The following is a 19266-nucleotide window of genomic DNA, read 5'->3' as shown; positions in this document are numbered from 1 at the left end:
AGGGACGACGGTGGCGGAACGCAGCACGGCTGCCGTCGACGTGGCAGACAACAGCGGTGACGAGCCGCTGACCGCCAAGGCGGACCAGTCCACGGCCGACGGGGTGGCCAAGAACCCGGAGCGGGACACGGACAGCGAGGAGGCGCAGGGGAGCGGCGGAATCGCGAGTCCCGCGGAGAAGGCCTCGCCTCCCGAACTCCACAGCGGTCACAAGCTGGCCAGACGCTATCGGCTGGAGGAGTGCGTCACCCGTCTGGACGGATTCAGCAGTTGGCGTGCGGTCGACGAGAAACTCCGTCGTGCCGTCGGCGTCCATGTGCTGCCGGCGGACCATGCGCGAGCCCGTTCGGTCCTCGCTGCATCCCGTTCCTCCGCGCTGCTCGGCGATCCGCGCTTCGTGCAGGTCCTCGACGCCGTCGAGGAGAACGACCTCGTCTACGTCGTGCACGAATGGCTGCCCGACGCCACCGAACTGACCACCCTGCTCGCGGCCGGCCCGCTGGAGCCGCATGACGCGTACCAGATGGTCAGTCAGGTGGCCTCCGCCATGGCGGCCGCGCACCGCGAGGGCCTCGCCCATCTGCGGCTGAACCCCAACGCCGTGCTGCGTACCTCGACCGGCCAGTGGCGCATCCGCGGGCTGGCCGTGAACGCCGCGCTGCGCGGCGTCAGCTCCGACACCCCGCAGCGCAGCGACACCGAGGCGATCGGCGCCCTGCTGTACGCAGCGCTGACCCAGCGCTGGCCCTACGAGAACGACGCCTACGGCCTGTCGGGCCTGCCCAAGGCCATCGGTCTCATCGCGCCGGACCAGGTACGGGCCGGAATCCACCGCGGCCTGTCCGAACTGACCATGCGCGCCCTCGTCAACGACGGCGCCACCGCGTCCCGTCACGAAGCCGCCTGCACCACTCCGGAGGAGCTGGTGAAGGCGATCGGCGAGATGCCGCGCATCCGCCCGCCGGAGCCGGCGTTCACGGCACCGCCGGAGTACCAGCGCACGACGTACCAGCAGGGCACGTACGGCCGCCCGGCGCCGCATCCCGGCGCCACCCAGCCGATCGCGCCCCCGCCCGCGCCGTTGCAGAGCCGTACCGGCAAGGCCCTGAAGTGGGCGGTCTCCGCCCTCCTCATCGCCGCCCTCGGCCTGGGCAGCTGGCAGTTGGCCGACGCCCTGATGGGCCAGAGCGACAAGTCCAACGACACCAACAAGAGCCAGACCACGGACGGCGGCGACAAGAACGCCCAAAAGATCAAGGCCGCGCCGATAAGGATCCAGGGGAGCCAGGAGTTCGTCGCCACGGGCGACCCCCAGCACCCGGACGACGTTCAGAAGACATACGACGGGAACGCGTCCACCTACTGGCGGACCAGGAGCTTCAACGAAGGTCCCACGATCGCGCCCTACAAGCCGGGCGTCGGCATCGTCTACGACCTCGGCCCGGGCAAGAACCTCAGCACGGCCACCATCGACATGCGCTACGGCGGTGACCACACGACGGTCGAGCTGTACTCGGCCGACTCGCTGAACCCGCCGTCGCTGGGCTCGATGCACAAGATCGGCAGTGTCACGACGACGGGCAACACCGCCACGGTGAAGCTCAGCAAGCCGGTGAAGACGCGGTACGTCCTCGTCTGGCTGACCGCCGTGCCGAATTCGGGATACGACTCCACGCTGTACAGCCAGGCCGGCTACAAGCAGGCCATCGGCGAAGTGCAGTTCACGGGCTGACATCTCTCACCCGGACCGGAGGGGGCAGATGGCGGAGGGTGCCGGATACGACGGTGTGAGCGACCACGCTCTGCTCACCCGCCATGTGGAAGGCGATCCCGATGCCTTCGGTGAGATCGTGCGGCGGCATCGGGATCGGCTCTGGGCGGTCGCACTGCGGACCCTGGGGGACCGTGAGGAGGCCGCCGACGCGGTTCAGGATGCCCTGGTGTCGGCCTACCGGGCCGCCCACACCTTCCGGGGGCAGTCGGCCGTCACGACCTGGCTGCACCGGATCACGGTGAACGCGTGCCTGGACCGTGCCCGCAAGGCTGCCTCCCGGAAGACCGCTCCGGTGGACGACACCGAGCGGCTGGAGCAGCTGCTGGAGCCCCACGAGTCGGCCTCGGCACCGGCCGAACGCAACGATGTGCACCGCCAGCTCCTCGAAGCGCTCGGCACCCTTCCGCAGGAGCAGCGGGCGGCCCTCGTCCTCGTCGACATGCAGGGCTACCCCGTCGCCGAGGCCGCTCGAATCCTCGATGTGCCGACGGGGACGGTGAAGAGCCGGTGCGCCCGGGGCAGAGCCAGGCTTCTGCCACTGCTCACCCATCTGCGACCGGGCGGCTCCGGAGATCCACAGCTCGACGGCTCCGGGCGCGCGAAAGAAAGTGGTCCGGGACGGAACCGGGTGCAGGGGACATCCGTCCCACCGGCAACGGGGTCTCCCGGCAGGGATCCCAAGGACACAGGACCGAGTGATTCAGCCGCGGTGAAGGGCGGAGGTGGGCGAGCGTGACGTCGACGACAGACACGGCCGGGCACCCGGATGTCACGGAGATCTCCGACCTCACCGAAGGCCTTCTCTCCCCGGACCGCAGCACCGACATACAGCGCCATCTGGAAGCGTGTGAGCCGTGTGCGGACGTCCACGCCTCGCTGGAGGAGATCCGGGCGCTGTTGGGGACCGCCCCGGCACCGGAGCCCATGCCGCTCGACGTGGCCCAGCGCATCGATGCCGCCCTCGCCGCCGAGGCACTGCTCGGTACTCCCGGGGAAGAGGTCACCACGGGCGATGTTTCACGTGAAACATCGACTCCCGTCGACCGCCCTGCCGGACGCCCGCAGGTGGCTACCGGACCCGGGCGTAAGAGGAGTGGGCGGATCCGCCGCCGCAGGACGATCGCCCTGGGCGGTGTCCTGACGGCCGCCGTCCTGGGAGCCGGAGCACTGGTGTTCCAGTCGCTCGGCGGGGGGACGTCCGGCACGACGGCTCAAGGCAGGCCGAGCGCCTCCGTCAGCGCCTTCTCCGGCGCCAGTGTCCAGAACCAGGTGCGGGACCTGCTGGACGCGAGGAAGAGCACCCAGCGGGGCTACAGCAGTCACCCACGGTCCGGTGCCGACACGGGTCAGAACACCCCCGGGGCACCAGAGAGCGCGAACACCCTGATGCAGACCCAGCCCCCGGTCCCCACCTGCGTCCGGCACGCGATCCCCCGGGGCGACCAGGCCCTGGCCGCGAAGGTCGGCACCTACGGCGGGAAGAGCGCCTACCTCGTCGTTCTCCCGGACCCCGACGACAGCACGCGCGTCACCGCATACATCGTCGACGCGTCCTGCATCCGGCTGCAGCCAGCATCTGCCGGCAAGGTTCTTGCGGAGCAGTCCTTCGCTCGTCCCTGAGTCCGACCGCGTACTCGATCGGTCGTCCTCACGCACGCGTGTGCCCGGACACAGTGGGAATGCGCGCCCCGTAGGATCCGTTGGGTGGGGTGAGAGCTTCGAAAGGGGCTCGCACCGGTCGACTGACGCAGACCAGAGACGAGGAACAAAGCCGTGAGCGACGTCCGTAACGTGATCATCATCGGCTCCGGGCCCGCAGGCTACACGGCGGGGCTGTACACCGCCCGTGCGTCGCTGAAGCCCCTGGTGTTCGAGGGGGCCGTCACCGCGGGTGGCGCGCTGATGAACACCACCGAGGTGGAGAACTTCCCGGGCTTCCGCGACGGCATCATGGGCCCCGACCTCATGGACAACATGAGGGCGCAGGCCGAGCGCTTCGGCGCCGAGCTGATCTCGGACGACATCGTCTCGGTCGACCTCACCAGTGAGATCAAGACGGTCACGGACACCGCAGGCACGGTTCACCGGGCGAAGGCGATCATCGTCGCCACGGGTTCCCAGCACCGCAAGCTCGGTCTGCCGAACGAGGACGCGCTCTCCGGCCGGGGTGTCTCCTGGTGCGCCACCTGTGACGGGTTCTTCTTCAAGGACCAGGACATCGCCGTGATCGGCGGCGGCGACACCGCGATGGAGGAGGCCACCTTCCTCTCGCGCTTCGCCAAGTCCGTGACGATCGTGCACCGCCGTGACACGCTCCGCGCCTCCAAGGCGATGCAGGAGCGCGCCTTCGGCGACCCGAAGATCAAGTTCGTGTGGGACAGCGAGGTCGCCGAGGTACAGGGCGAGCAGAAGCTCTCGGGTCTTAAGCTGCGGAACGTCAAGACCGGAGAGCTGTCCGAGCTCCCCGTGACGGGCCTGTTCATCGCGATCGGCCACGACCCGCGCACCGAGCTCTTCAAGGGCCAGCTGGACCTGGACGAGGAGGGCTACCTGAAGGTCGCCTCCCCGTCCACCCGCACCAACGTCACCGGTGTCTTCGCCGCCGGTGACGTGGTCGACCACACCTACCGTCAGGCCATCACCGCGGCCGGCACCGGCTGCTCCGCCGCTCTGGACGCCGAGCGCTTCCTCGCCGCTCTCGCGGACGAGGACAAGGCGGAGCCCGAGAAGACCGCGGCCGTCTGACCTTCCCTTCCTCGCCCCACTGCACGACCAAGTAAAGGAGCCCGCCGTGGCCGACCTGAAGAACGTGACCGACGACTCCTTCGAGCAGGACGTCCTGAAGAACGACAAGCCCGTGCTGGTGGACTTCTGGGCTGCCTGGTGCGGTCCGTGCCGCCAGATCGCGCCCTCGCTCGAGGCGATCGCCAAGGAGTACGGCGACAAGATCGAGATCGTCAAGCTCAACATCGACGAGAACCCGGGTACGGCCGCCAAGTACGGCGTCATGTCCATCCCGACGCTGAACGTCTACCAGCGCGGCGAGGTCGCCAAGACCATCGTCGGCGCCAAGCCCAAGGCCGCGATCGTCCGGGACCTCGAAGAGTTCATCGCCGAGTGACGTTTCACGTGAAACACGAATGGGCCAACCCGCTCGGGTTGGCCCATTCGTTTATGTCCTCCGCTGAGCGTCGACTACAGCGGCCTCAGCACCGGCTCCTTCTGGACCGCGCCCAGTAGCCGGTCGATCGCCATCTCGACGTCTTCCTTCCAGGAGAGCGTCGATCGCAGCTCCAGCCGCAGCCGGGGATGCGTGGGGTGCTGCCGGACCGTCTTGAAACCCACGGCCAAGAGATGGTCGGCCGGCAGCAGACAGGCCGGCTCCTTCCAGCGGGCGTCACCGAACGCCTCTATGGCTTTGAAGCCCCGGCGCAGCAGATCCTTGGCGACCGTCTGCACCAACACCCGGCCCAGCCCCTGTCCCTGGTATCCGGGCATGACGAAGGCCGTCATCAACTGGACGGCGTCCGAGGAGACCGGGCTGGTGGGGAAGGCCGACGAGCGCGGCACATAGGCCGGAGGGGCGTAGAGCACGAATCCCACCGGCACGTCATCGACATAGACCAGCCGGCCGCACGATCCCCAGTCGAGCAGCACGGCGGAGATCCAGGCTTCCTTCTCCGCAGCCGCTCTTCCCGCTCTTACAGCCGCCTCGCCGCTGACAGGATCCAGCTCCCAGAAGACACACGAGCGGCACCGCCTGGGAAGGTCCTGAAGGTTGTCCAGCGTGAGCGGCACGAGCCGACGCCCCATGAAGGCTGTTCCTCGCTTCCTTCGCCGGCCGCATCACGCGCGGCTGTCAGAGCGCTGCGTTCCCTGAGCAGGCTGCCGACGAATCCGCCGACCGCTCCGAGGCTCAGGCCCGCGCTCACCAGTCCGGTGCGGCTCATCGATTGCATGGCCCCGGTCTCCCCATTCAGAGATGCAGCTGCTGTCCGGTGGATGTGCCATACCCGTTCGCATCGTATCCACGAAGCGATTCACTCGATACCGCCTGAAGCAAAGGGCGGGCCGTGTTCCGGTACTCACCGGAACACGGCCCGCTCCCGCACGACCGAACGGCGACCCAGCGGGGTCGCACGGGGTCAGTCGTCCTGGTCCTCCCCCTCGTCGTCCGGCAGCTCGTTGTGGAGCACCGGTCCCTCACCCGGGGCGAGGGTGCCGAGGATCCGCTGCAGGTCCTCCACAGAGGCGAACTCGACGGTGATCTTGCCCTTCTTCTGCCCGAGGTCGACCTTCACCCGGGTCTCGAAGCGGTCCGACAGCCGCGTCGCCAGCTCGTTCAGGGCCGGGGAGAGCCGGGAGCCGGCGCGCGGCCCCTTGGCCCTCTGAGGCTTCTGGGGACGCGAACCCATGAGGGTCACGATCTCCTCGACGGCCCGCACCGACAGCCCTTCGGCGACGATGCGGTGAGCCAGCCGGTCCTGCTCCTCCGAATCCGTGACGGACAGCAGAGCCCGGGCATGTCCGGCGGAGAGTACTCCGGCGGCGACCCTCTTCTGTACCGTCGGCGAAAGCTTCAGCAGACGCAGGGTGTTGGAGACCTGGGGACGGGAGCGCCCGATCCGGTCGGCCAGCTGGTCGTGCGTGCAGTTGAAGTCCTTCAGGAGCTGGTCGTAGGCCGCGGCCTCTTCCAGCGGGTTCAGCTGTGCACGGTGCAGGTTCTCCAGCAGGGCGTCCAGGAGGAGCTTCTCGTCGTCCGTGGCCCGGACGATCGCCGGGATGGCCTCCAGGCCGGCCTCACGGCACGCACGCCAACGGCGCTCGCCCATGATCAGCTCATAGCGGCCGGGGCCCAGCTGCCGTACGACGACGGGCTGGAGGAGACCGACCTCCTTGATGGAGGTGACCAGCTCCTGGAGGGCGTCCTCGTCGAAGACGTCGCGCGGCTGGCGAGGGTTCGGCGTGATGGCGTCGAGGGGGATCTCCGCGAAATGGGCACCCATCGGCGGGGCGGGCGTCTCCACGACCGGGCTCGCCGGGTACTCCTCGGGCTCCTGGGCAACAGGCGGCAGCGTGGTCACCTTGGCGGCGGCCACCCCGCGGTCGGTCGCCAGCACCGAAGTGCCTGCGGAAGAGGTGGGCGTTGCGCCCCCCATCGCGGACGGAGCCGGGTTCTTCTCGACCGGGGCAGCAGGGATCAGCGCACCGAGACCACGGCCCAGCCCCCTTCGTCGCTCACTCACTGGATCCCCTCCACCATGCTCGGATCGTTCTGGGCGCCGATATGGGCCTGGCTCGCGTCATAGCTGACGCCGATGCCCTTCAGCGCGATTTCTCGGGCCGCCTCAAGATACGAGAGGGCGCCGCTCGATCCTGGATCGTAAGTCAGCACCGTCTGCCCGTAGCTCGGCGCCTCGGAGATACGGACCGAGCGGGGAATGCTCGTCCGCAGCACCTCGTCACCGAAGTGGCTGCGCACCTCTTCCGCGACCTGGGAGGCAAGTCGCGTCCGGCCGTCGTACATGGTGAGCAGGATGGTCGACACATGCAGGTCGGGGTTGAGGTGCCCCCGGACCAGGTCGACATTGCGCAGCAGTTGACCCAGGCCTTCCAGCGCGTAGTACTCGCACTGGATCGGAATGAGGACCTCCTGGCCCGCGACCAGCGCGTTGACCGTCAGCAGGCCGAGCGAGGGCGGGCAGTCGATGAGGATGTAGTCCAGCGGCTGCTCGTACGCCTGGATGGCGCGTTGCAGGCGGCTCTCCCGCGCCACGAGGGACACCAACTCGATCTCGGCACCGGCCAGATCGATGGTGGCGGGGGCGCAGAAAAGGCCTTCGACGTCCGAAACGGGCTGGACGACCTCGGCGAGCGGCTTACTCTCCACCAACACGTCATAGATCGAGGGAACTTCGGCGTGGTGGTCGATCCCGAGGGCCGTGGACGCGTTGCCCTGCGGGTCGAGGTCGATCACCAGGACACGGCTGCCGTGCAGAGCCAGCGAAGCGGCAAGGTTGACGGTCGTCGTCGTCTTGCCCACGCCACCCTTCTGGTTGGCGACAACGATGACTCGGGTCTGCTCCGGCCGAGGCAGGCCTTCGCCGGCGCGGCCGAGAGCCTCAACCGCCAGTTGGGCCGCACGACCGATGGGAGTGTCGTCCATCGGGGGCGGTGTTTCACGTGAAACATCCACCCCCAGCGACTCGGTACGGGGACCGGGGACCGGATCGGTCATCGGTCCCGCGATGTTGGCGTCGGACCGCACGGATTCACTCTCCTCGACTTCAGGCTCGCAATGAACAGAGCCTCCCATGTCTTCGGGGTCGTGAACCAGTGAGGCCGGTTCTTCTGTGGAGAAATCCACCTCTGTGGACAACTCCGGGGCCTCTCCGAGTGCGCCGAGAGGCTTCCGGTCACGGGGTTCGGCCGCAGCGCGGCCCCGACTGATGATGCCGTGCAGCAGTGAGCGACGTTTCACGTGAAACACGATGCACAGCCGCGGCGACCGGATCTTCGCGACACTCCGTCTGCGTAGGTTTGGCAGCTTGTGTGGAGTACGTCTCGTCGTCAGGACGGATCAGGACCGCGCCGTCATCGACTCACTCAGCGTCGGCGACGAGCGCGCCCGGCTCGTGCCGCCTTCGCCCGTTTGGCGGCAAAGCGGACCCCGCCGGGACTCTCCCCGACCTCGACCCGCACCACCGTCGACAGCGGGTCGACGATGCCGTCACCCACGTGAAGGATCGACGTCTCCACCGCACCAAGCTTGCTGAGCGCGGTCCCCGCGGCCTTCAGCTCCTCCTCGGCAGTGTCACCCTTGAGTGCCAGCATCTCGCCGTACGGGCGCAGCAGCGGGATCCCCCAGGCGGCCAGGCGGTCCAGCGGGGCCACGGCCCGGGCCGTCACCACATGGACCGGCTGCAGCTTCCCCAGGACCTCCTCGGCCCGCCCACGCACTACGGTGACGTGGTCCAGGCCGAGCAGCTCGACGACCTCGGTGAGGAAGTTGGTGCGCCGCAGCAGGGGCTCCAGCAGCGTGATGTTCAGGTCTTCCCGGACCAGGGCGAGCGGGATGCCGGGCAGTCCGGCACCGGAGCCGACGTCGCAGACCGTCACCCCCTCGGGAACCGCCTCGGAGAGCACCGCGCAGTTCAGCAGGTGCCGCTCCCACAGCCGGGGCACCTCCCGCGGGCCGATCAGGCCACGCTGCACGCCCGCCTCGGCGAGCAGTTCCGCGTAGCGGACCGCATCGGCGAAACGATCACCGAACACTTCGCGCGCCTGCTCGGGCGCGGGGGGAAGCTCCGCTGCCTCCGTCACGGGAACCGTCCTTCCGTACAGCACCGGCGCTTCGCGCACCGGCCACCAGAACTACCAGGCTGACAAAGTTCGGCCCCGTCTGCTCAACAGACGGGGCCGGTGAAACAAAGGAGGCCGATCAGGCCGGCAGCACGACGACGAACCGCTGCGGCTCCTCGCCCTCGGACTCGCTGCGCAGTCCGGCGGCCTTGACCGCGTCGTGCACGACCTTGCGCTCGAACGGGGTCATCGGCTTGAGCTTCACGGGCTCGCCCGAGCTCTTCACCTCGGCGGCGGCCTTGGCGCCAATCTCGGACAGCTCGGTCCGCTTCTTGGCCCGGTAACCCGCGATGTCCAGCATCAGCCGGCTGCGGTCGCCGGTCTCCCGGTGCACGGCCAGGCGCGTCAGCTCCTGCAGCGCCTCCAGCACCTCGCCTTCCCGGCCGACCAGCTTCTGCAGGTCGCGGCCGCCGGTGTCGCTGATGATCGACACGGAGGCGCGGTCGGCCTCGACGTCCATGTCGATGTCGCCGTCGAGGTCGGCGATGTCCAGCAGACCCTCCAGGTAGTCCGCCGCGATCTCACCCTCCTGCTCGAGGCGGGAGAGGGTGTCTGCACCCTCGGCAGCGGCGGAGGTGGTGCCTTCCGTCACGGGATGGGCTCCTTCTTACTTCTTGGACGGGGACTTGGGCCGCTGCGGGCCACCCTTGCGCTGGCCGGACTGGGCCTTGCTGCGGGTGCCGGAGGCGGGCTTCCCGGCCTGCTTGGCAGCGGCGGGCTTGGTGTCCTGCGGCTCGTCAGACTCCTCCAGGGAGTCGGACTGCTCCACGGAGTCGGACTTCTCCAAGGAGGGGGAGTCGCCCGTCTGCTTGGTCCCGCCGGACTGACGCTGGGCCTTGGACTGACGCTTGGGCTGCTGGCGCCGGGCGGCCGCACCGGTGGCGGTGGTGGTGGCCTCGCCGTCCTCGGTCTGCTCGGCGGTCTGGGCCACGCTCTTCGTCACGGTGCCGTCCGCCTGGGCGGAGAGGCCGGCCTTGCTCAGGGAGTTGATGAACTTGCGCTCGAACTCGTTGCGGTCGCGGCCCTTGGCGACGATCGCCTTGACGATGTTCTTCTCGCTGCGCCGGCGGATCTTGCCGTGGTGCGTGACGTGCTTGGTCAGACGCTCCAGGTAGGAGGCCTGGGCCTTGGAACCCGGGGTCGGGTTGTTGTGGATGACGTACATCTGCTGGCCCATGGTCCACACGTTGGTGGTCAGCCAGTAGACGAGGACACCGACCGGGAAGTTGATGCCGAAGACGGCGAACATGACCGGGAAGACGTACATCAGCATCTTCTGCTGCTGCATGAACGGCGTCTTGACCGTGGTGTCGACGTTCTTCGTCATCAGCTGGCGCTGCGTGTAGAACTGCGACGCCGACATCATGATGATCATGACCGCGGTGACGACCCGCACATCGGTGACCGTGGCGCCCAGAGCGTGGACGGTGGCGGCGCTGTCCTTGAACTTCGCGGCGAGCGGGGCACCGAAGATGTGCGCCTGACGAGCGCTGGCGAGCAGCGATTCGTTGATGACGCCGATGGTCGTGCCCGAGGCGATGCCGTTGAGCACGTGGTACAGGGCGAAGAAGAACGGGGACTGCGCCAGGATGGGAAGGCACGAGGAGAGCGGGTTGGTACCCGACTCCTTGTACAGCTTCATCATCTCTTCGGACTGACGCTGCTTGTCGTTCTTGTAGCGCTCCTGGATCTTCTTCATCTCGGGCTGGAGCGTCTGCATGGCCCGGGTCGCCTTGATCTGCTTCACGAAGAGCGGGACCAGGCAGATGCGGATCAGGATCACCAGAGACACGATGGACAGGCCCCAGGCCCATCCGGTGTCGGGGCCGAAGATGGCGCCGTACACCGTGTGGAACTGGACGATGACCCAGGAGACAGGTGTCGTGATGAAGCTGAAGAGGCTGGCAATCGTGTCCACTAATCATGCTCCTTGGGCATGGGACGAGGTCTCTGCGGCCGGGCTCGCAGGAAGCTCGGAAGAGGAATCCCCGGGCTTCGCTTCGGTGGCCGGTTCGGCGGCGGAGGGCCCGCCCTTGCGTGCGCGCCAGGCGTCGCGCAGCATTTCGTGCCACCGCGGGCGCTTGCGCGGCGGGACATGGTCCACACCGCCGAGCGACCACGGATTGCACCGGAGGATGCGCCAGGCGGTGAGTGCCGTTCCCTTGATCGCACCGTGCCGGTCGATGGCCGTGTAGCCGTAGTGGGAGCACGACGGGTAGTACTTGCACACCGGCCCCAGCAGTGGACTGATCGTCCACTGGTACAGCTTGATCAGGGCCAGCAGTGGGTACTTCATCGCGCGCCCCCTCCCATCAGCCGCTCCAGGGCGGCGTCCAGGTCTCGGGCCAGCTGTGCGTGGTCTGCGTCGCCCGCTCCGGGCAGCGCTCGTACGACTACCAGGCTACCGGGGGGAAACAGGACGACTCGGTCACGCATCAGATGGCGCAGTCTGCGCTTCACTTTGTTGCGCACGACCGCGCCACCCACGGCCTTGCTCACGACGAAACCCGCACGCGTCGGAGGAGCGCTCTCCCCAGGCGCGTGCGGGTCCGTGGCACCGCTACGAAGGTGGACGACGAGGGTCGGACGACCTGCCCGACGACCTCGTCGTACCGCGGTCGCGAAGTCCTCGCGCCGCCTCAGCCGGTTCTCGGTGGGCAGCACGACGTCATGACCTGATCGGGATCAGGCGGACAGGCGGGCGCGACCCTTGCTACGGCGGGACGCGAGAATCGCGCGGCCGGCACGGGTGCGCATACGCAGCCGGAAGCCGTGGGTCTTCGCGCGACGACGGTTGTTCGGCTGGAAGGTGCGCTTGCTCACTCGGGGGCTCCAGAAATAAATCGGTAGTTGCGGGGTGCCGTCCTGGCTGTCACCGTGCGCCCACGAGTAGCTCGCGTCACGCCCGAGTGCACCGCTTCCCAATCACCTGAAGTGACCTGTGCCCATCGGAGGCAGGCGGCAGCAGCCATCGACAACTCGACCTGGTCACGGTACGCGGGGCTACGCCATCCGGTCAAACCGGGGGTCACTGAGGGACACTATCCACAGGCTGGGGACAACAACTTGAACCCTACCGGCCGCGCTGACTACCGTGGCTGAACTCCCATTCGTTCTTTTGTCCCCCGCCCCGGCGGATTTGCCCCGCCGAGCACCCGACGTACACCCCGACCCGTCCCGCGATCACACGTTCGTGGGACCTGTGAGAGAGCGTGCCCTGTGGCTGACGTACCTGCCGATCTTGCCGCAGTGTGGCCACGAGTACTGGAGCAGCTCCTCGGGGAGGGCCGTGGACAGGGCGTCGAGTCGAAGGACGAGCACTGGATCCGGCGCTGCCAGCCGCTGGCGCTGGTCGCGGACACCGCCCTGCTCGCCGTACCGAACGAATTTGCGAAGAACGTACTGGAGGGCCGTCTCGCGCCGATCGTCAGCGAGACGCTGAGCCGCGAGTGCGGCCGCCCCATCCGCATCGCGATCACCGTCGACGACTCCGCGGGCGAGCCGCCGGCACCCGCCGCGCCCCCCGCGCAGCAGGCCCCCAAGCCGCGCTACGAGGAGCCGGAGCTGCCCTCCGGGCCGTCGTCGTACGAGGGCTACGGCCGGCACCGCGCCGACCAGGTCCCGGGCGCCGAGCCGCCGTCGCGCTCCGACCAGCTGCCCATGGCCCGGCCCGCCTACCCGTCCGAGTACCAGCGTCCGGAGCCCGGCGCCTGGCCGCGCTCCGGGCAGGACGAGTACGGCTGGCAGCAGCCGCGGCTCGGCTTCCCCGAGCGCGATCCCTATGCCTCGCCCTCCTCCCAGGACCCCTACGGCTCCGGTGCGGACGCCTACGGCAAGCCCGCCCCGGACTACCGCCCGGGGGGCATGGACCGCCCCTCCTACGAGCAGCAGCGCTCCGAGTACGACAACCCGCGCGCGGACTACGAGCCGCCCCGCCGGGACTACGAGACGCAGCGCTCCGAGTACGAGCCGTCCCGGACCGAGTACGACCAGCGCGACCCCGTCCGGCGCGAGCCGCCGGAGCAGCCGATGGGCGGCGGCCCGGCGCACCGTCAGGGCCACGGCCGGCCGGACGCCCCTTCGGCGGGTGCCCCCGGCCCGCTGGCCGCGCAGCCCGCGCCCGCGGGCGGTCCCGCCGAGCCGACGGCCCGGCTGAACCCGAAGTACCTCTTCGACACGTTCGTCATCGGCGCCTCCAACCGGTTCGCGCACGCGGCCGCCGTGGCGGTCGCCGAGGCGCCGGCGAAGGCCTACAACCCCCTTTTCATCTACGGGGAGTCGGGGCTCGGCAAGACGCATCTGCTGCACGCGATCGGGCACTACGCGCGCAGCCTCTACCCGGGCACGCGCGTGCGGTACGTCAGCTCGGAGGAGTTCACCAACGAGTTCATCAACTCGATCCGCGACGGCAAGGGCGACAGCTTCCGCAAGCGCTACCGCGAGATGGACATCCTGCTCGTCGACGACATCCAATTCCTCGCGGACAAGGAGTCGACGCAGGAGGAGTTCTTCCACACCTTCAACACGCTCCACAACGCCAACAAGCAGATCGTGCTCTCCAGCGACCGGCCGCCCAAGCAGCTGGTCACGCTGGAGGACCGGCTGCGCAACCGGTTCGAGTGGGGCCTGATCACCGACGTCCAGCCGCCCGAGCTGGAGACGCGCATCGCGATCCTGCGCAAGAAGGCGGTGCAGGAGCAGCTCAACGCCCCCCCGGAGGTGCTGGAGTTCATCGCCTCCCGGATCTCGCGGAACATCCGTGAGCTGGAGGGCGCGCTGATCCGGGTGACGGCGTTCGCCTCGCTCAACCGGCAGCCGGTGGACCTCGGGCTCACCGAGATCGTGCTGAAGGACCTGATCCCCGGCGGCGAGGACAGCGCCCCGGAGATCACCGCCACGGCCATCATGGCGGCCACCGCGGACTACTTCGGGCTGACGGTGGAGGACCTGTGCGGCACCTCGCGCGGGCGCGCGCTCGTCACCGCGCGGCAGATCGCCATGTACCTGTGCCGTGAGCTGACCGACCTGTCGCTGCCGAAGATCGGCGCGCAGTTCGGCGGCCGGGACCACACGACCGTCATGCACGCCGACCGGAAGATCCGCGCGCTGATGGCCGAGCGGCGCTCCATCTACAACCAGGTGACGGAGCTGACGAACCGCATCAAGAACGGCTGACGCCGGCCGCACGACCGCGCGGAGGGCGCCCCCGGGATCAGGTCCCGGCGGCGCCCTCCGGCGTTTTCAAGGGGTCTCGCAGGCCGTCCAGGGCCCTGTGGGCGGCGCTCCCGGAGCGGTGGAGTGATCCCCGCCCGCCACCGGTTGTTCGATTAAGTGCCGGGTTACGGCCACTCTCCACAGATTCGGTGACTTTCTTCCCTCCACATCCTGGGGACTGCGAAGTTGTCCCGAACGGTGTCCACAGGGAGCCCCACGATATGGCGTCTGCCCAGCTCAGTGCCCTGTGGAATCGTGGACGAACGATCTCCACAGACTGTGGACGAAGCGGGGATCCACAGGCTGTGCACGGAGTTGTCCACCGGCAACCCACAGGCTGGGGGCGGTTGTCCCCAGCGATGGCCGGCTTCTCCACATGGCTGTCCACTGTTCGGCAACCCGACGCACCCGATCACCGCGTCGAGTGAAAGCCGTCACACGAAGGTGCCGGGTTGGGGTGTGGGAAACCTGGGTATTCCTGGGGACACAGCTGGGGAGAACTACCCTCGGGCTGTGGGCGAGGTGTGCAGAACTTTCCGTTCTCCACAGAGAGCCCGGGTTGTCCACCGCCTCCACCCACAGGGCCGGTGGACAAAATTCCTGCGCTGAGCTGGGAAAACGTGGTTATCCACGGTATCCACAGCCCCTACTACTACTCCCGACTAGAGAGAGTCCGGGAATCACTTTGAAGCGGGGGCTGTGCACAACTCGCGGTTTCGCGTCCGGCTGCCTCCCGGACCGACTTGACCCCGACGGGCACCTACTGTCAGTGCGGTGCGTCAGACTGGTCCCCGGTGTCCTGCCCTTCGCAGTGGGCGGTGACATCGAGTCGGAGGACTCAGTAGCAACAGCAGGAGGCGGCTTACGGTGAAGATCCGGGTGGAACGCGACGTACTCGCGGAGGCAGTGGCCTGGGCGGCACGCAGCCTCCCGGCCCGTCCGCCGGCGCCTGTCCTCGCCGGCCTGCTGCTGAAGGCCGAGGACGGCCAGCTGAGCCTGTCGAGCTTCGACTACGAGGTCTCCGCTCGCGTGAACGTCGAGGCCGAGGTCGAGGAGGAGGGGACCGTCCTGGTCTCCGGCCGCCTGCTCGCCGACATCTCCCGCGCCCTCCCCAACCGGCCGGTGGAGATTTCCACAGACGGTGTACGGGCGACCGTGGTCTGCGGCTCCTCGCGGTTCACACTCCACACCCTGCCTGTGGAGGAGTACCCGGCGCTGCCCCAGATGCCGAACGCGACCGGCACCGTCCCCGGCGAGGTGTTCGCGGCCGCCGTGTCCCAGGTGGCCATCGCCGCCGGCCGTGACGACACGCTGCCCGTCCTCACCGGTGTGCGCATCGAGATCGAGGGCGACACCGTCACGCTGGCGTCCACCGACCGCTACCGCTTCGCGGTCCGCGAGTTCCTGTGGAAGCCGGAGAACCCGGACGCGTCCGCGGTCGCCCTGGTCCCGGCGAAGACGCTGCTGGACACCGCCAAGTCGCTGGGTGCCGGTGACAGCGTCACGCTGGCGCTGTCCGGCTCCGGTGCCGGTGAGGGCCTGATCGGTTTCGAGGGCGCCGGGCGCCGTACGACCACGCGGCTGCTGGAAGGCGACCTGCCGAAGTACCGGACGCTGTTCCCGACCGAGTTCAACTCCGTCGCCGTGATCGAGACCGCGCCCTTCGTGGAGGCGGTCAAGCGTGTGGCCCTGGTCGCCGAGCGGAACACCCCGGTGCGGCTGAGCTTCGAGCAGGGCGTGCTCATCCTCGAGGCCGGTTCGAGCGACGACGCACAGGCTGTGGAAAGGGTCGACGCGCAGCTGGAGGGCGACGACATCTCGATCGCCTTCAACCCGACGTTCCTGCTGGACGGTCTGAGCGCGATCGACTCCCCGGTGGCCCAGCTGTCGTTCACCACCTCCACGAAGCCGGCGCTGCTGAGCGGCAAGCCGGCGCTGGACGCGGAGGCGGACGACGCCTACAAGTACCTGATCATGCCGGTGCGGCTCAGCGGCTGACGTCGTCCACAGCGCCGGTGCCCCCTGTGGGTGCCGGCGCCGGGTCCCGGAACCACTGTCCACAGCTGTGGACGGCCGAGGGTTCGCCCTCCGCCCTGGCGGAGGGAGAAAGCCCAGGTCGCAGGGGTTACGCATGAGCGCGTATGCCCACAACTGTGCGTGCGGGGGCGGGTCTAGGCTCGCCTGGGCACCCAGGTGCCTCTCACGCCACACAGCGACCTTTAAGGAACATCACTGATGGAGCTCGGTCTCGTCGGCCTCGGCAAGATGGGCGGCAACATGCGCGAGCGGATCCGCCGCGCGGGCCACACCGTCGTCGGATACGACCGCAACCCGGACCTCGCGGACGTCCACAGCCTGGAAGAGCTTGTGGGCAAGCTCAGCGCCCCGCGCGTGGTCTGGGTGATGGTCCCGGCCGGTGCGCCCACCCAGTCGACCATCGACGAGCTGGGCGAACTGCTGGAGCCGGGCGACGTGGTCGTGGACGGCGGCAACTCCCGCTGGACGGACGACGAGAAGCACGCCGAGGAGCTGGCGGCCAAGGGCATAGGTTTCGTCGACTGCGGTGTCTCCGGCGGCGTCTGGGGCCTGGAGAACGGGTACGCGCTGATGTACGGCGGCGACGCCGGGAACGTCGCCCGGGTGCAGCCGGTCTTCGACGCGCTCAAGCCGGAGGGCGACTTCGGCGCGGTGCACGCCGGCAAGGTCGGCGCGGGCCACTTCGCGAAGATGGTCCACAACGGCATCGAGTACGCGATGATGCAGGCCTACGCCGAGGGCTGGGAGCTGCTGGAGAAGGTCGACTCCGTGGAGAACGTCCGCGAGGTCTTCCGCTCCTGGCAGGAAGGCACCGTCATCCGCTCCTGGCTGCTCGACCTGGCGGTCAACGCCCTCGACGACGACGAGCACCTGGCGGGCCTGCGCGGTTATGCACAGGACTCCGGTGAGGGACGCTGGACTGTGGAAGCCGCGATCGACAACGCGGTGCCGCTGCCGGCGATCACCGCGTCGCTGTTCGCGCGGTTCGCCTCCCGCCAGGAGGACTCGCCGCAGATGAAGATGATCGCCGCGCTGCGCAACCAGTTCGGCGGTCACGCCGTCGAGAAGAAGGCTTAGCCGGCCGGGCGGAGCCCGGAACTTGTCCACAGGATCGCCCCGGCGGTCCACAACCCCTGGGGGAGGTCGGCGAACGACCATGCACGTCACGCATCTTTCGCTGGCCGACTTCCGCTCGTACGCCCGGGCCGAGGTCCCGCTCGACCCGGGCGTCACCGCCTTCGTCGGCCCCAACGGGCAGGGGAAGACCAATCTCGTCGAGGCGGTCGGGTATCTCGCGACCCTCGGCAGCCACCGGGTCGCCTCGGACGCCCCCCTGGTCCGCATGGGGGCCGAGCGGGCGGTCGTCCGGGCGCAGGTCCGGCAGGGCGAGCGGCAGCAGCTGGTCGAGCTGGAGCTGAACCCCGGCCGGGCCAACCGGGCCCGGATCAACCGGTCCTCGCAGGTCAGACCCCGGGACGTGCTGGGGATCGTACGGACCGTGCTGTTCGCGCCCGAGGACCTCGCGCTGGTGAAGGGCGACCCCGGTGAGCGGCGCGGGTTCCTGGACGAGCTGATCACCGCGCGCTCTCCGCGCATGGCCGGTGTGCGGTCGGACTACGAGCGGGTGCTCAAGCAGCGCAACACCCTGCTGAAGACCGCGGCGCTGGCGCGGCGGCACGGCGGGCGGTCGATGGACCTGTCCACGCTCGACGTGTGGGACCAGCACCTGGCGCGCGCCGGTGCCGAGCTGCTGGCCCAGCGCCTGGACCTGATCGCGGCGCTGCGGCCGCTGGCCGACAAGGCGTACGAGCAGCTGGCCCCGGGCGGCGGTCCGGTGGCGCTGGACTACAAGCCGTCCGCGCCCGGCGAGGCCCACACCCGCGAGGACCTCTACGCCCAGCTGACGGAGGCGCTCGCCGAGGCACGCAAGCAGGAGATCGAGCGGGGCGTCACCCTCGTGGGCCCGCACCGCGACGACCTGGTCCTCAAGCTCGGGCAGCTGCCCGCCAAGGGGTACGCCTCGCACGGCGAGTCCTGGTCCTACGCGCTCGCGCTGCGCCTGGCCTCCTACGACCTGCTGCGCGCCGAGGGCAACGAGCCGGTGCTGGTCCTGGACGACGTCTTCGCCGAGCTGGACGCCCGCCGCCGCGAGCGGCTGGCCGAGCTGGTCGCACCCGGCGAGCAGGTGCTGGTCACCGCCGCCGTGGACGACGACGTACCGCACGTACTGGCCGGGGCGCGGTACGCCGTGTCCGGCGGGACGGTGGAGCGCGTATGAGCACCGACGAACCCACCCCGGGCAAGAGCCCGCAGGAGCCCTCCGGAGTCGACCTCGCGCGCGTGGCGCTGCGCGCGGCGAAGGAGCAGGCCCGCGCGCGCGGGGAGGCGGCGCGGCAGAAGAAGCAGGCGCGGCGGGGCGGTGGCCTGCGCTCCGGGGCGCGCGCCGACGGCCGTGATCCGATGGCGCTGGGCGCGGCGATCAACCGCCTGATCACCGAGCGCGGCTGGGAGACCCCGGCCGCGGTGGGCGGGGTGATGGGCCGCTGGCCGCAGATCGTCGGCGAGGACCTGGCCAAGCACTGCGTGCCGCAGCGGTACGACGAGGACGAGCGGGTGCTGACCGTCGGCTGCGACTCGACGGCCTGGGCGACCCAGCTGCGCCTGCTGGCCCCCGCGCTGGTCGCCCGGCTCAACGAGGACCTCGGCCACGGCTCGGTCCGGCTGATCAAGGTGCAGGGCCCCGGCGGTCAGGCGCGCAGGTACGGCCCGCTGCGGGCTCCCGGGAGCACCGGCCCCGGCGATACCTACGGGTGACGTACATCACGTCACGAGGGCGGTCTCCGGGGCCCGGCGTACTCCTGTGCACGCGTGTGTCCCGT

Annotated in this window: 19 protein-coding genes; 10 read left to right on the top strand and 9 right to left on the bottom strand. The window is 69.2% G+C overall.

Annotated elements, in window-relative coordinates:
* Nucleotides 1-10: 10 nt before the first annotated feature.
* The 5 genes from ACZ7FF_RS10510 (at nucleotide 11) to trxA (ending at nucleotide 4895) form a co-directional block, all read left to right on the top strand.
* Nucleotides 11-1732 (top strand): protein kinase family protein, encoded by a 1722-nt coding sequence (locus ACZ7FF_RS10510; protein ID WP_470811133.1) that lies wholly within the window; start codon nucleotides 11-13, stop codon nucleotides 1730-1732.
* Between the two features lie 28 nt (nucleotides 1733-1760).
* A complete protein-coding gene (gene sigM, locus ACZ7FF_RS10505; RefSeq protein WP_470811131.1) occupies nucleotides 1761-2510 on the top strand; it encodes an RNA polymerase sigma factor SigM in 750 nt (249 codons plus the stop codon).
* Nucleotides 2507-3394 (top strand): anti-sigma factor family protein, encoded by an 888-nt coding sequence (locus ACZ7FF_RS10500; RefSeq protein ID WP_470811129.1) that lies wholly within the window; start codon nucleotides 2507-2509, stop codon nucleotides 3392-3394. The genes sigM and ACZ7FF_RS10500 overlap by 4 nt, the downstream gene beginning before the upstream one ends.
* Nucleotides 3395-3547: 153 nt before the next feature.
* Nucleotides 3548-4519 (top strand): thioredoxin-disulfide reductase, encoded by a 972-nt coding sequence (gene trxB, locus ACZ7FF_RS10495; RefSeq protein ID WP_470811128.1) that lies wholly within the window; start codon nucleotides 3548-3550, stop codon nucleotides 4517-4519.
* 46 nt (nucleotides 4520-4565) lie between these two features.
* Nucleotides 4566-4895 carry a thioredoxin gene (trxA, locus tag ACZ7FF_RS10490; RefSeq protein ID WP_470811126.1) on the top strand — a complete coding sequence of 110 codons (330 nt, stop codon included), beginning with the start codon at nucleotides 4566-4568 and terminating at the stop codon, nucleotides 4893-4895.
* A gap of 74 nt (nucleotides 4896-4969) precedes the next feature.
* Here the strand turns inward: trxA and ACZ7FF_RS10485 are convergent, their stop codons facing one another.
* From ACZ7FF_RS10485 to rpmH, 9 genes are all read right to left on the bottom strand, one after another.
* Nucleotides 4970-5587, bottom strand: a complete 618-nt coding sequence (locus ACZ7FF_RS10485) for a GNAT family N-acetyltransferase (protein ID WP_470811124.1) — start codon at nucleotides 5585-5587, stop codon at nucleotides 4970-4972.
* A gap of 332 nt (nucleotides 5588-5919) precedes the next feature.
* A complete protein-coding gene (locus ACZ7FF_RS10480) occupies nucleotides 5920-7020 on the bottom strand; it encodes a ParB/RepB/Spo0J family partition protein (protein WP_470811123.1) in 1101 nt (366 codons plus the stop codon).
* Complete coding sequence (locus ACZ7FF_RS10475; RefSeq protein WP_470811457.1) at nucleotides 7017-8090, bottom strand: ParA family protein; 1074 nt, start codon at nucleotides 8088-8090, stop codon at nucleotides 7017-7019. The genes ACZ7FF_RS10480 and ACZ7FF_RS10475 overlap by 4 nt, the downstream gene beginning before the upstream one ends.
* Before the next feature lie 290 nt (nucleotides 8091-8380).
* The gene (gene rsmG / locus ACZ7FF_RS10470) at nucleotides 8381-9097 is read right to left on the bottom strand and encodes a 16S rRNA (guanine(527)-N(7))-methyltransferase RsmG (RefSeq protein WP_470811121.1); all 717 of its coding nucleotides are present in this window, start codon (nucleotides 9095-9097) and stop codon (nucleotides 8381-8383) included.
* A 118-nt stretch (nucleotides 9098-9215) separates the two neighbouring features.
* Nucleotides 9216-9728 carry a Jag family protein gene (locus tag ACZ7FF_RS10465; RefSeq protein ID WP_470811119.1) on the bottom strand — a complete coding sequence of 171 codons (513 nt, stop codon included), beginning with the start codon at nucleotides 9726-9728 and terminating at the stop codon, nucleotides 9216-9218.
* Nucleotides 9729-9743: 15 nt separating this feature from the next.
* Entirely contained in the window at nucleotides 9744-11054 is a 1311-nt protein-coding gene (yidC, locus tag ACZ7FF_RS10460) for a membrane protein insertase YidC (RefSeq protein WP_470811118.1), read from the bottom strand.
* Between the two features lie 3 nt (nucleotides 11055-11057).
* Nucleotides 11058-11432: a membrane protein insertion efficiency factor YidD gene (gene yidD, locus ACZ7FF_RS10455; RefSeq protein ID WP_470811116.1), complete on the bottom strand. Its 375-nt coding sequence runs from the start codon at nucleotides 11430-11432 to the stop codon at nucleotides 11058-11060.
* Nucleotides 11429-11800, bottom strand: coding sequence for a ribonuclease P protein component (gene rnpA / locus ACZ7FF_RS10450; RefSeq protein WP_470811114.1), 372 nt, complete (start codon nucleotides 11798-11800; stop codon nucleotides 11429-11431). The genes yidD and rnpA overlap by 4 nt, the downstream gene beginning before the upstream one ends.
* 21 nt (nucleotides 11801-11821) lie before the next feature.
* Entirely contained in the window at nucleotides 11822-11959 is a 138-nt protein-coding gene (gene rpmH / locus ACZ7FF_RS10445; protein ID WP_003956500.1) for a 50S ribosomal protein L34, read from the bottom strand.
* Between the two features lie 396 nt (nucleotides 11960-12355).
* On the opposite strand from rpmH, the gene dnaA reads away from it, so the two are divergent.
* The 5 genes from dnaA (at nucleotide 12356) to ACZ7FF_RS10420 (ending at nucleotide 19201) form a co-directional block, all read left to right on the top strand.
* Nucleotides 12356-14311 carry a chromosomal replication initiator protein DnaA gene (gene dnaA / locus ACZ7FF_RS10440; protein ID WP_470811112.1) on the top strand — a complete coding sequence of 652 codons (1956 nt, stop codon included), beginning with the start codon at nucleotides 12356-12358 and terminating at the stop codon, nucleotides 14309-14311.
* Between the two features lie 906 nt (nucleotides 14312-15217).
* Nucleotides 15218-16348, top strand: a complete 1131-nt coding sequence (gene dnaN / locus ACZ7FF_RS10435; protein WP_208033201.1) for a DNA polymerase III subunit beta — start codon at nucleotides 15218-15220, stop codon at nucleotides 16346-16348.
* Nucleotides 16349-16585: 237 nt separating this feature from the next.
* Complete coding sequence (gnd, locus tag ACZ7FF_RS10430; protein ID WP_470811111.1) at nucleotides 16586-17464, top strand: phosphogluconate dehydrogenase (NAD(+)-dependent, decarboxylating); 879 nt, start codon at nucleotides 16586-16588, stop codon at nucleotides 17462-17464.
* Between the two features lie 79 nt (nucleotides 17465-17543).
* A complete protein-coding gene (gene recF, locus ACZ7FF_RS10425; protein ID WP_470811110.1) occupies nucleotides 17544-18665 on the top strand; it encodes a DNA replication/repair protein RecF in 1122 nt (373 codons plus the stop codon).
* On the top strand, nucleotides 18662-19201 hold the full coding sequence (locus tag ACZ7FF_RS10420; RefSeq protein WP_470811108.1) for a DciA family protein: 540 nt from the start codon (nucleotides 18662-18664) through the stop codon (nucleotides 19199-19201). Before recF ends, ACZ7FF_RS10420 begins: the two co-directional genes overlap by 4 nt.
* Nucleotides 19202-19266: the final 65 nt, after the last annotated feature.

It is taken from the genome of Streptomyces sp. NPDC037126 (assembly GCF_055605965.1).
This window is presented reverse-complemented; position numbering and strand designations above follow the sequence as displayed.